We start from the raw sequence: 12955 nt of genomic DNA, 5'->3' as shown, positions 1-12955 counted from the left end.
GGCAGAGCCCGCACGGTAAACGTCACCATGTCGATACTGCAGGCCATCAGAACGTTCCTCTTCTATCTGTTGCTGGGCACCAGCTCTTTGCTCTGGTGCAGCCTGAGCTTTTTTATCGCGCCGTTTCTGCCATTCAAGGCCCGATATCGCTTCATCAACGTGTACTGGTGCCGCTGCGCCTTATGGCTGAGCAAAGTATTTCTGGGCATCAGCTATGAAGTGAAGGGCGCCGAGAACGTGCCTGACCAGCCCTGCGTGATTCAGTCGAACCATCAGAGCACCTGGGAGACGTTCTTTCTCTCGGCTTACTTCGAACCGTTGAGCCAGGTGCTTAAACGCTCGCTGCTCTTCGTGCCGTTCTTCGGCTGGGCGATGGCCATGCTGCGTCCGATTGCCATCGACCGCGACAACCCGAAAGCCGCGCTCAAGCATGTGGCGAAGAAGGGCGATGAATTGCTGAAGGACGGCGTTTGGGTGCTGATCTTCCCCGAGGGGACTCGTGTTCCTTACGGCACCGTCGGCAAGTTCTCGCGCGGCGGTAGCGCCTTGGCGGTCAACGCCGAGCTTCCGGTACTGCCGATTGCACACAATGCCGGCAAGTTCTGGCCGAAAACCGGTTGGGCGAAGAAGCAGGGTGTGATCACCGTGATCATCGGCGAGCCGATGTACGCCGAGGGCACTGGGCCGCGAGCCATTGCTGCACTGAATGATCGGGTTCAGGCCTGGAACGAGCAGATGCAGCGCGACATGGGTTCGTTGCCACCCGCTCCTCAGGCACCTGCCACAACTGATCAAGTGGCTGTCTGAGATTCTGTGGATAACCTGTGTACCGTTTTGTTGAAAAACGACGGATTTAGCTTATAGGTTGATGATTTATATACATATTTCTGAAGCTCATAAAAATCTGAAAAAGGTGCATAAGTTTTTTTCGGACGTAAAAAAACCGGCTGATATAGCCGGTTTTTTTGTGCCTCAAAAAATCGCACCCTACGGGCTTGTGAGGCGCTGCCGAAGGCTGCGATCTTTTGCCTTTAATCGGTAAACACCGGTAATTGAAGCCTGAATGTAGTGCCTTGTCCGACCTTGCTCTGGCACTCGATCCGCCCACCGTGACGATCCACAACAGCCTTGACCATCGACAGACCCAAACCCAGACCATCATTGCCGTGCGCCGAAGCAAAGCGCCGGTACTGGCTGAACAACTCCGGCAATTCTTCGGCGGCGATACCTCTGCCCTGATCGGTAATCTCACAGGTCAGCCAGTCATTGGCACAACTCACCCGCACGCTAATCCGTGAACCGGCCGGGCTGTACTTGATCGCATTCTCCAGCAGGTTGAACAGCGCGCGCGTCAGCAACGATTGATCCGCCATGACTAGGGCTTCGGCGTCTTCATCCAGATCGTGCAACAGCTGAATGTTCTTCAACTGCGCGATGCTCATCGCCTGGTCGAAGGTATCGAGCAGCAGCATGGCGAACATGCTCGGCTGGAACTGGTAGGCCTCCGACTCGGCTTTCGCCAACTGCACAAACGCCTCGGTCAGGCTCAGCGCCTTGCGCACTTGCAACTCGATCTGGGCGAACAGGTGAGCGTCGCCGCTCGCCTGATGCCGCTGCACATCAAGCAACGCGAGAATCGCCGAGTTGGGCGCCCGCAGGTCATGGGAAAGAAATCGCAACAACACCGCTCGCTGTTCTTCGACATCACGTTCGACACTCAAGTCGGTCAGGCTCAGCAGCCAGCCAATCGGCGTATCGCCCTCGGCGGGCAGCAGTGGAGCAAGATCGACTCGCAGGCTGCGTGCCTGAGTATCACGGAACTCCATCGGTTCCAGGGCCAACAAGGCTGCTGGCGCGCCATTGAGTGCTGCCGGATAACCCAGGGCGGTTAATTGATTGAGCAAGTCTTCACCCACCAGTTCACTGGCAAACACATCTCGAGCCTTGCGATTGGCCAGCAGGATTCGGCCGTTCGGATCGCTGATCAGCGTCGCTACCGGCAGGTATTCCAGGCCATCAGCGATGAAGCGCCGGGTGTCCCGTGTCCGGCTCATGGCCTGTTCCAGTGCAACGATTTGCCCCTGCAATACATCCCCGGCCGGGGCCTGGGTGCGTCGGCGTTCAGGGAAGACTTTCGGCTCGCTGTCCAGACGCGCCAGTTCCCAGCCGAAGTAGGCGAGGACCGCACTCAGCCGCCGCCAGTTCCAGATCAGGTAACCCAGCAACATGCCCAGCAGGCTCGCGGCCGGTGACCACCACCAGCCCAGCCGCAACAGCAGGCAAGACCCGAGCAAGGCCACGGCGATGCCGCCAACGGTCATCCACAAGGCCAGGCGAGGGCGCAATAACAACAAACCCAGCAGCAGCCCGACGAGCATCACCGACAGCAATACCGAAAGGCGCTCATCGAGCACCACAATGCTGCGCTGTTGCAGCAACCCGTTGAGGATGTTTGCCTGAATCTCGATGCCCGGCGTCGTACCGAGACTCGCCGATTGCGGGGTGACATAACGGTCACCCAGGCCGGGCGCGGTCGAGCCGATCAGAATCAGACGATCGCGCAGCAACTGCGGCGCGACTTCGCCTCGCAACACGCTGACGTAAGGCACGCTGGGAAATCCGGCATCGGCCCTGATGAAGGGAATACGTATTTCGTGGGAACGTTGCCAACCTTGCACCGACAGCGGGGCAGGGGTACCGGGCATTGATGGAGAGTGATCGCCCGGCTGGCTCAATTGATACAGCAGCCAGGCAAGTTGAGCCCGGGGGTTCTGCGCCGATCCTTCGCTCAGATACACGCTACGCACGATGCCATCGACGTCCGCTTCGGCATTGATGTGCCCGATGCCCATGGCGCAGTGACTCAGCGGTGCCACCGGCTCGATTTCCCCCAGCGGCTGCCCATAGCGCGCCACACCTTCACGCAGTAGCGGCACAAACACATTGCCGGCCCGACAGGCTGCCTGGGCCAGACGCTGATCGTTGTCGGGATGGCTGTCGGGTTCGCTGAAAATCACATCGAACAGAATGCCTTTGGCCTTTGCAGCGCTCAGTCGATCGAGCAGATCGGCGTGCAGCACTCGCGACCACGGCCATTGCCCAAGTTGCTGCAGACTGTAATCGTCGATGGTCACAATCAAGATTCGGGGATCAACCGGCAGCGGGCTGAGTCGACGCAGGTTGTCGTAGAGCAGATTGCTCAACGTCAGGCCATGGCTCAGGGACAGGAGGGCTGTCAGCGGCAGCAGGATCAGACTGACCCACAGCCACTCGCGGACCATACGCCGGAACAACCGTTGAGCCTGGGTCGGCTCGCGCGCTTCCTTCCTTGGCCGGCCCTTCATCGGCAGTCGGCCGGAGTGCTATTGGACACGCGTGGTCCTGGGGTAATAGAAAATGTCATATACCCCGGTTTCTCCCTCTAGTCCCTGGGCGTCATACGCCGAGAGCCGAACATGATAGAAGAACGCTTTCAGGTCGTGGAAGTTGACTTGCGGCGTGCTCGAATACTGCTCTTGCTTGATGTTCAGAAACGCCGCATCAGTGGCGACTTGCGCTCGATAACGCGTGGCCCCCTCAATGGGCTTCATGATCAGTTGCCAAGTAGGCACCGGGCCCGTCTGGCCTGCCTGCCCCAACAGGCGAGGAGCCGGCAACAATTCGACCGGGGTCAACTTACCCTGTTTCTGAATACGCAGCCCCTGACGGGCCATGACCTGGACTTCGTCATCGTCCGGTACGACAGAATGTCTGGCAGGCTGTGGAGACGAAGGCTCTTCCTCGCGATTGACCGCAACTTGCCCATTCAGCACTTCCAGCACAGCCTGGTCGCCATCATCGTCGCGTACCCGAAAATGTGTCCCTCGCACGCCCAGTACGCCGACCGGCGTGACAATCTGAAAACGATCATAGTCGCTGGCGCGCTTGATCACATACGACTCGACCTGACCCTGCTCAAGAATCACTTGAGGGATCGAATGTTCTTCATTCAAAAGCAGGGTGATGCGCGAGCTTGAGGGCAAGACAATACGCGAGCCATCGCCCAGAGACAGACTGACAAAGGCTGAAGGAGAGGTCATGACACCTTCTCGCTCATCCACTTTCATGCCTTCTTCCAGCGGCACCTGTTTACCTTTGACGTCCAGTTTCCAGGCTTCGCCGGTCAGATGCTCTACAGTCGCGGGCAGCGGCTGGCCACGGCATTGTTGGTTGTCGTCGATATAAGGCAGGCGTTTTGTGGAGGCGGGGGCAGCCGATACGTCCGGGGTAATCAACCCCATCAGGCCGGTCAGCAAAAACAGGCAGACGCCAGAACGGCGCAGAAGCAAAAGGGTCTTGGAGTTCATGGATTGGCTTTTTATGCTCTTGTGGTAATCAGGCCGCAAAGGCTTCGATCCGCTGGAAGCACCATACCTGACCGGACGCTCTGGCAGATAGCCATAGACCGTAGGGATGACACGTCCCTGTGTCAGAATCGACCGATCATTAAGCCGATTTGAAACCTGAGCAGGCACTCCTTGATTTCCCCCTGAACTGCAGACCGCCCGCAAACCGGCGATCGGCGGTCCCGCCAGGTTGGCGTTGACGCTCCCTGCGTCAGAGCACATCCCAATGCTCGTTGTGCCTGCTCAGCGAGAACGAATTTACCGGCATGCGCCTGCTGTGAGGCGATTCTCAATAATTGTTCAGAATTGCCCAGGCGTTCTAGAACACCCAGCGCTGTTCTACCTGGCTGACGGGTTGATCCGCTTCTGCTTGCAGCGAATAGACAGGCGCAAACCCCTGGGAATCCCCCAGTGATGTATTTATCCCACCACCGAAGTAGCGTGGTGTTGCCTCCCGATAGGCGTCTGGAGAGGATTGGGCCGCTGTGCATCCCAGCCCAAGGCTGCCCACAAACACCAACGCTGCCAGTCTTGTGAAAACGTTACAGGCGATCTTTTCCAGAACCTTGTGATGCATCTTTCCCACAGTCCCTATTGAGTTTTCTGCCAGTGGCTTCTCGCCTGAGGGCGAAGTGCTACTAGCGTAGCCACCCTCTAGAACTTCGGAGCGATTCGCCACAATTGTTCAGATTCAGGCAATCAGCCTAAACTCGCTCCCGTAGGACTTTTCTTGAACGTTGCCCTTACGAGATGAAGGAATCACTGCGCATGCGTGTCGCAATACTGGATGACGAACCCGCCGAGCTACGTCGGGTGGAACAGACACTGCGACAGATCCCCTCCCCGGGAGAGCAAGCGTGGACATTGCACAGTTTCGAGCGAGGGAGGACCTGCTGCGACAACTTCGGCGGGAGACCTTCGACCTGCTAATCCTCGACTGGCAACTGCCCGATATCAGTGGCCTGTCGCTGTTGCGCTGGACCCGCGAACACATGGACGCACCACCCGCCGCGATCATGCTGACCAGTCGCGACGCTGAGAGCGATATCGTCCAGGCCCTGAATGCCGGCGCTGACGACTACGTGAGTAAACCGTTCCGCCCCAACGAGCTCAAGGCACGAGTGAGTGCAGTGCTGCGCCGACACGGCCTGCAACGATCACCCGCCACCGAACTACTGACGTTCAATGACTTGGTCTTCGACGACGCAGAGCTGACCGTCACCCGCGCCGGCAGCCCCATCAGCCTGACTGAAAAAGAATACCGACTGGCCCACTGCCTGTTCACCAACCTGGGCCGGCCGCTATCTCGGGAATACCTGTATGAGCGGTTCTGGAGTCATGAAGAAATGGTCTCTTCAAGACCGCTTGATACTCACATTTATCGCCTTCGCAATAAGCTCGGGCTGACGGCAGATCGGGGTTGGCAGTTGTTGACGATTTATGGGTATGGGTATCGGTTGGAAAGTGTGGCGTCAGTAATCGAGTAACGATCAAAAGATCGCAGCCTTCGGCAGCTCCTACAGGGAAATGCGGTCGGCGTAGGAGCTGCCGAAGGCTCGGGCCGCGTTCGGACGATCTTTTGATTTTCCAGAAGCCATAAAAAAAGGCCAACGCTTAAGCGTTGGCCTTTTTGTTTGGCGCTGCCGCTGGATCAGAAGTCCAGGTTGGAAACCGCCAAGGCGTTGCTTTCGATGAACTCACGACGGGGTTCGACCGCATCACCCATCAGGGTGTTGAAGATCTGGTCCGCGCCAATGGCGTCTTCGATGGTCACTTTGAGCATCCGGCGCTGGCTTGGGTCCATGGTGGTTTCCCACAGCTGATCCGGGTTCATCTCGCCCAGACCTTTGTATCGCTGGATGGTATGACGCTTGGTGCTTTCAGCCATCAGCCATTCAAGTGCTTCCTTGAACTCGGTGACCGGTTTCTTGCGCTCGCCGCGCTGGATGTACGCGCCGTCGTCGAGCAAGGTGCTCAGTTGAGCGCCCAGCGAGACAACGGTTTTGTAGTCGTTGCTGCCGAAGAAGTCGCGGTTGAAGGTGATGTAGTTCGACAGGCCATGGGAGATCAGTTCGACCTCTGGCAGCCAGACGTTACGTTCACGGTCTTCACGCAGGCTGGCTTTGTAAACCAGGCCGGACTTCTCGACGGTGCGTAGGCGAACTTCAAACTTAGCCATCCAGTCCTGCATCGCTGCGTGATCGGACAGTTGCTCCAGCGTGACCGCCGGCAGGTAGATGAAGTGCTCGGTCAGTTCCTGTGGGTACAGGCGCGACAGACGCTTGAGGGTCTTCATTACCAGACGGAAGTCATTCACCAGGCGCTCAAGGGCAGGTCCGGAAATACCCGGCGCGTCCTCGTTCAGATGCAGGCTCGCGTCTTCCAGGGCCGACTGCGTCATGTACTCTTCCATGGCGTCGTCGTCTTTGATGTATTGCTCTTGCTTGCCTTTCTTGACCTTGTACAGCGGTGGCTGCGCGATGTAGATGTAACCGCGCTCGATTAGCTCCGGCAACTGACGGAAGAAGAAGGTCAGCAGCAGGGTACGGATGTGAGAACCGTCGACGTCAGCATCGGTCATGATGATGATGTTGTGGTAACGCAGCTTGGCGATGTTGTACTCGTCGCGGCCGATGCCGCAGCCCAGCGCGGTGATCAAGGTGCCCACTTCTTGCGAAGAGATCATCTTGTCGAAGCGCGCCTTCTCGACGTTCAGGATCTTGCCTTTGAGCGGCAGGATGGCCTGAGTGCGACGGTTGCGACCCTGCTTGGCGGAACCGCCAGCAGAGTCACCTTCCACGAGGTACAGTTCAGAAAGGGCAGGGTCTTTTTCCTGGCAGTCAGCCAGTTTGCCCGGCAGGCCGGCGATATCTAGCGCGCCTTTACGACGGGTCATCTCACGGGCTTTACGCGCAGCTTCACGAGCGCGAGCCGCGTCGATCATCTTGCCGACAACCAGTTTGGCTTCGTTCGGGTTTTCCAGCAGGAAGTCGGAGAAGTACTTGCCCATTTCCTGTTCGACCGCGGTCTTCACTTCGGAAGAAACCAGCTTGTCTTTGGTCTGGGAGCTGAACTTCGGATCCGGTACTTTCACCGAAATGATCGCGGTCAGGCCTTCCCGGGCATCGTCACCGGTGGTGGCGACTTTGTGCTTCTTCGCCAGACCTTCGGCTTCGATGTAGGTGTTCAGGTTACGCGTCAGTGCGGAACGGAAACCCACCAGGTGAGTACCGCCATCGCGCTGTGGAATGTTGTTGGTGAAGCACAACAGGTTCTCGTTGAAGCTGTCGTTCCACTGCAGGGCAATTTCCACGCCGATGCCGTCTTCACGCTGGATGTTGAAGTGGAACACCTGGTTGACCGGAGTCTTGTTGGTGTTCAGGTATTCAACGAACGCTCGCAGGCCGCCTTCGTACTTGAACAGCTCTTCCTTGCCGCTGCGCTCGTCCTTGAGGACGATGCCGACACCGGAGTTGAGGAAGGACAGTTCACGAATCCGCTTGGCCAGGATGTCCCAGCTGAAGTGGATGTTCTTGAAGGTCAGGTCAGACGGCTTGAAGTGAATCTGGGTACCGGTGGATTCGCTCTCGCCGACGATTTTCATCGGTTCTTTCGGAACACCGTGGATGTAAGTCTGTTCCCAGATCTTGCCGCTGCGGCGAACGGTAAGAACCAGCTCTTCGGACAGGGCGTTCACAACAGAAACACCTACACCGTGCAGGCCGCCGGATACTTTGTAGGAGTTGTCGTCGAACTTACCGCCGGCGTGCAGCACGGTCATGATGACCTCGGCTGCGGAAACGCCTTCTTCTTTGTGCACGTCTACCGGGATACCACGACCGTTGTCGCGAACGGTGATGGATTCATCCGGGTGGATAATGATGCTGATATCGTCGCAGTGGCCAGCGAGCGCTTCATCGATGGAGTTGTCGACTACCTCGAAGACCATGTGGTGCAGACCGCTACCATCGTCGGTGTCACCAATGTACATACCGGGACGTTTGCGTACGGCATCCAGGCCTTTCAGCACTTTAATGCTCGTTGAGTCGTAGGTATTCGTATTTTCTTCGCTCAATGCCTTCACTCCCGATGGTCGTGGGTCTGGGTGATACGGCCCTGTTCCACGTGGAACAGAGCGACTGGCGTTTCCGTCTGCCAGCCTTCCCTCAATAATTCGTGATCTACACAGGTGATAAACACCTGGCAGCGTAAGTCTTCCAGCAAGCGGCAAAGCGCACGGCGGTGTTGCTCGTCCAGCTCGGACGGCAGGTCATCCACCAGATAAATACACTGGCCGCGTCGGGCCTGGCTAACCAAGTGCCCTTGGGCGATCCGCAAGGCGCAGACCACCAACTTCTGCTGACCCCGGGACAAAATGTCCGCAGCGTTATGTGCGCCCAATCTAAGACGCAAGTCAGCGCGTTGTGGTCCGGCCTGGGTATGACCCATTTGCTGATCCCGTTGAAGGGACCCGGCGAGCACGGCACTCAGCTCGCGCTCTTTGTCCCAACCTCGGTAATAGCTGAGCGTTAAGCCCTCGAGCTCAACCAGTTCGCTCAAGGTCTGTTCAAAGACTGGTTTCAAGGCTTTGATATAAGCGCGGCGGTATTCATCAATTTCTGCGCTGGCCTGGCATAGTTCCCTGTCCCAAACCGCTTGCGAAACGGCGTCAAGTGTACCATGCCGCAGCCAAGAGTTTCTCTGGCGCAGGGCCTTCTGCAAGCGCTGCCAAGTGGACATAAATCGCGGTTCCACGTGGAACACACCCCAGTCGAGAAACTGCCGACGAATCTTGGGGGCGCCTTCCAGCAGTCGGAAGCTGTCCGGGTTGATCAACTGCAGCGGCAGTATCTCCGCCAGTTGCGCCGCACTGCGGGCGTTTTGCCCGTCGATGCGGATCTGGAACTCACCTTGGCGGTCCCGGGATATCCCCAATGCGCTGTGCCCGCCCTCCGCCAATTCCACCTGACCGAACACCGTGCACGCCAATTGCTCGTACTGAATCACCGGTAATAGACGGGCACTACGAAACGAACGAGCAAGCCCCAGCAGATGAATGGCTTCCAGAACACTGGTTTTGCCGCTGCCGTTGGCGCCGTAAAGAATGTTAATTCGGGGAGAGGGGAGAAGGTCACCGGGTGCAGATTGCGCACCGCGGTGACCGAGACGCGACTTAAGGACATCTAGCTTCTGCTGAGCATGATTACAGACGCATCGGCATGACAACGTAGGCCGAGTCGTCGTTGTCGGACTCTTGCACCAGCGCACTGCTGTTGGAGTCGGACAGGATCAGGCGAACCTGCTCAGTAGTCATCACGCCCAGCACGTCGAGCAGGTAGCTCACGTTGAAGCCGATTTCCAGGGAGCCGCCGTTGTACTCAACGCCCACTTCTTCTTCCGCTTCTTCCTGCTCCGGGTTGTTCGCCTGGATCTTCAATTGACCATTGGCCAACTGCAGACGGATACCGCGGTACTTCTCGTTGGACAGGATCGCAGTACGGCTAAACGCTTCGCGCAGGGCCTGGCGATCGCCGAGTACCAGCTTGTCGCCGCCCTTTGGCAGAACACGCTCGTAGTCGGGGAATTTACCGTCGACCAGTTTCGAGGTGAAGGTGAATTCGCCGGTGGTCGCACGGATGTGGTGCTGACCCAGGACAATGCTTACGAGGCCATCCGGCTCAGTCAGCAGACGCGCCAGCTCAAGGATACCCTTGCGCGGCACGATGACTTGGTGACGGTCCGGTTGACCGATATCGGCCTTCATCGAGCACATGGCCAGACGGTGACCGTCGGTGGCCACGGCGCGGATGATGCCTTCGGAAACTTCCAGCAGCATGCCGTTAAGGTAGTAACGCACGTCCTGCTGGGCCATGGCGAAGCTGGTGCGTTCGATCAGACGACGCAGTTTGCTTTGCTCGAGGCTGCAGGTCAGCGAACCCGGGCCTTCTTCAACCGTCGGAAAATCATTGGATGGCAGGGTCGACAGGGTGAAGCGGCTACGGCCAGCCTTCACAACAAGCTTCTGCTCATCGACCTTGATGTCGATCAGAGCGTCGTTCGGCAGGCTCTTGCAGATATCCATCAGCTTGCGCGCAGGCACAGTGATGGAACCTGGATCAGCCGGTTCTTCGAGTTGCACACGACCGACCAGCTCGACTTCCAGGTCGGTACCGGTCAGCGACAGTTGCTGGCCTTCGACAACCAGCAGCACGTTGGAGAGCACCGGCAAGGTCTGTCGGCGTTCGACGACACCTGCGACCAGTTGCAGGGGTTTCAACAGGGCTTCGCGTTGAATGGTGAAATGCATGGTCTAGTCCCTTGCCTTAATAAGCTGCGCTGGTGTTCATCAAGTGGTCAGTGTACGCAGCAGGTTCTTGTAGTCCTCGCGGATGTCCGCGTCGGATTCCTTAAGTTCGTTGATCTTGCGGCAGGCGTGCAAAACCGTCGTGTGGTCGCGACCGCCAAACACATCGCCGATTTCCGGCAGGCTGTGGTTGGTCAGTTCCTTGGACAACGCCATGGCAACCTGACGGGGACGTGCCACCGAGCGCGAACGGCGCTTGGACAGCAGGTCCGAGATCTTGATCTTGTAGTACTCGGCGACGGTACGCTGAATGTTATCCACAGAGACCAGTTTATCTTGCAGCGCCAACAAGTCTTTCAGGGATTCGCGAATCAGCTCGATGGTGATATCGCGGCCCATGAAGTGCGAGTGGGCGATCACGCGTTTAAGCGCGCCTTCCAGCTCACGGACGTTGGAGCGAATACGCTGGGCAATGAAGAACGCCGCATCGTGTGGCAGATCGACTTTGGCCTGGTCGGCCTTTTTCATCAGGATCGCTACACGGGTTTCCAACTCTGGCGGCTCGACGGCAACAGTCAGGCCCCAACCAAAGCGGGACTTAAGGCGTTCTTCAAGGCCTTCGATTTCTTTCGGGTAGCGGTCACTGGTGAGAATGACCTGCTGGCCACCTTCAAGCAGGGCGTTGAAGGTGTGGAAAAACTCTTCCTGGGAACGTTCCTTGCGGGCGAAGAACTGAATGTCATCGATGAGTAGCGCATCCACCGAACGGTAGAAGCGCTTGAACTCGTTGATTGCGTTCAGTTGCAGCGCCTTGACCATGTCGGCCACGAAACGCTCGGAATGCAGGTACACGACCTTGGCATTCGGGTTCTTCTTTAATAGGTGGTTACCCACAGCATGCATCAAGTGGGTTTTACCCAAGCCTACGCCGCCATAAAGGAAGAGCGGGTTGTAGCCGTGCTTCGGATTATCCGCCACTTGCCAGGCCGCAGCCCGGGCCAGTTGGTTGGACTTACCCTCGACGAAGTTTTCGAAGGTGAACGTGCGATTCAGGTAGCTGGTGTGCTTGAGCGCACCTTCAACCTGCACGGTGCGCTGTTCGGCGCGAACCGGGGCTTGTTGCGAACTGGCGCCGGCCATCGGGTCGAAGCTGTCGCGGGACGGCTCTTCACTGACTTCGGCCACCTTTTGGGTCGCACGTTTGGTCTGAGTGGCGGCCGGGGCTGGGGCTGGCGCGCTGACCGGGGCTTGTGCGGCCTGAGCCTGGGAAGCCGCGGCGGCCAGCGGAGCATTAGGTGCCGCGCGCGGTGCCGAACTGCGTTTGCTGCCTATTAATAAGGAAAGCGCCGGCGCCACGCCATTGCCATGCTCATCCAGCAGTTCGAGGACGCGGCCCAAGTACTTTTCGTTGACCCAGTCGAGAACAAAACGATTCGGTGCGTAGACACGCAACTCGTCGCCTTCGGCTTCGACCTGTAGTGGACGGATCCAAGTGTTGAATTGTTGGGCAGGCAGCTCATCGCGCAAAAGCTCCACGCACTGCTGCCAAAGTTCCACTGACACGGATATCCCCTAAGTTGAAAGCCGGTGAGGCAAAAACAAGCGGCCATTGTAGCGGCCAGCCGCCCACTTATCCACATGCAGGTTGCGCACAGGCCATGATTTATCAATGCGTTAACCGCTAAAAAGGCGACCAGCGGTATGTGCATAAGCTCTGTGGATAACCGTCCATGAGGGCACTGGACAAGTGGGGGGCAAACCCGGTGGATAACTGGCCTGTGGATAACTGGCCATTCCACACACAGCTTATCCGACAGTGCAGCACAGGCTGACCACCGTTTTCCACCGTAGTTGTCATTCTCTGTACATCACGGTTTAGAAGGGCTTAAGGTAGTTATCCACAGAGGATGGTGCCCCTAGCTTTTATAAGCTTTATAAAAAAGCTTTAAATAATTCCCTTCTTTATTTCTATATCTAGCGAAGGACCGTCCAACGAGAAAACCCCTGGAGATCTATTTATAAGGAAACGCTGGTTGGAAATTGACCTAGAGGCTTGCTTTCTCTAGAATCCCCGGTCTCTTAAAACGGGGGCCATTCCGGCCCGTTGTGGACGAACCAGGTAACACGACAATGAAACGTACTTTCCAACCAAGCACTATCAAACGCGCTCGTACCCACGGTTTCCGTGCTCGCATGGCTACCAAAAACGGTCGTGCCGTCCTGTCGCGTCGTCGCGCCAAAGGTCGTGCGCGTCTGGCAGTTTGAT

The 12955-nt window shown here is 57.5% G+C and carries 8 protein-coding genes and 2 pseudogenes; 3 read left to right on the top strand and 7 right to left on the bottom strand.

Going from position 1 to position 12955, the window contains the following annotated elements; translation table 11 throughout:
* Window positions 1–27 precede the first annotated feature (27 nt).
* Window positions 28–807 (top strand): lysophospholipid acyltransferase family protein, encoded by a 780-nt coding sequence (locus RHM58_RS08335; protein ID WP_201196036.1) that lies wholly within the window; start codon window positions 28–30, stop codon window positions 805–807.
* A 224-nt stretch (window positions 808–1031) separates the two neighbouring features.
* Here RHM58_RS08335 and RHM58_RS08330 read toward each other — a convergent pair whose 3' ends face one another.
* From RHM58_RS08330 to RHM58_RS08320, 3 genes are all read right to left on the bottom strand, one after another.
* Window positions 1032–3344, bottom strand: a complete 2313-nt coding sequence (locus RHM58_RS08330) for a CHASE2 domain-containing protein (RefSeq protein WP_322270071.1) — start codon at window positions 3342–3344, stop codon at window positions 1032–1034.
* An 18-nt stretch (window positions 3345–3362) separates the two neighbouring features.
* Window positions 3363–4280, bottom strand: coding sequence for a FecR family protein (locus RHM58_RS08325; RefSeq protein WP_416195323.1), 918 nt, complete (start codon window positions 4278–4280; stop codon window positions 3363–3365).
* Window positions 4281–4704: 424 nt separating this feature from the next.
* Complete coding sequence (locus RHM58_RS08320; protein ID WP_322270069.1) at window positions 4705–4962, bottom strand: hypothetical protein; 258 nt, start codon at window positions 4960–4962, stop codon at window positions 4705–4707.
* Window positions 4963–5153: 191 nt separating this feature from the next.
* Here RHM58_RS08320 and RHM58_RS08315 point away from each other — a divergent pair.
* Window positions 5154–5872: pseudogene (locus RHM58_RS08315) on the top strand (response regulator transcription factor).
* Window positions 5873–6036: 164 nt separating this feature from the next.
* Here RHM58_RS08315 and gyrB read toward each other — a convergent pair.
* The 4 genes and pseudogenes from gyrB to dnaA all read right to left on the bottom strand — a co-directional run bounded on the left by gyrB (window position 6037) and on the right by dnaA (window position 12252).
* Window positions 6037–8460, bottom strand: a complete 2424-nt coding sequence (gyrB, locus tag RHM58_RS08310) for a DNA topoisomerase (ATP-hydrolyzing) subunit B (RefSeq protein ID WP_201199234.1) — start codon at window positions 8458–8460, stop codon at window positions 6037–6039.
* Between the two features lie 5 nt (window positions 8461–8465).
* Window positions 8466–9568, bottom strand: a pseudogene (gene recF / locus RHM58_RS08305) (DNA replication/repair protein RecF).
* A 20-nt stretch (window positions 9569–9588) separates the two neighbouring features.
* Window positions 9589–10692, bottom strand: a complete 1104-nt coding sequence (gene dnaN, locus RHM58_RS08300; RefSeq protein ID WP_201199232.1) for a DNA polymerase III subunit beta — start codon at window positions 10690–10692, stop codon at window positions 9589–9591.
* Between the two features lie 39 nt (window positions 10693–10731).
* A complete protein-coding gene (dnaA, locus tag RHM58_RS08295; RefSeq protein ID WP_201199231.1) occupies window positions 10732–12252 on the bottom strand; it encodes a chromosomal replication initiator protein DnaA in 1521 nt (506 codons plus the stop codon).
* 567 nt (window positions 12253–12819) lie between these two features.
* Between dnaA and rpmH the strand changes: the two genes are divergently transcribed.
* Window positions 12820–12954, top strand: coding sequence for a 50S ribosomal protein L34 (rpmH, locus tag RHM58_RS08290; protein ID WP_003213577.1), 135 nt, complete (start codon window positions 12820–12822; stop codon window positions 12952–12954).
* Window position 12955: the final 1 nt, after the last annotated feature.

This window comes from Pseudomonas sp. 10S4, assembly GCF_034344865.1.
In the GTDB taxonomy this organism is placed as follows: domain Bacteria; phylum Pseudomonadota; class Gammaproteobacteria; order Pseudomonadales; family Pseudomonadaceae; genus Aquipseudomonas.
This window is presented reverse-complemented; position numbering and strand designations above follow the sequence as displayed.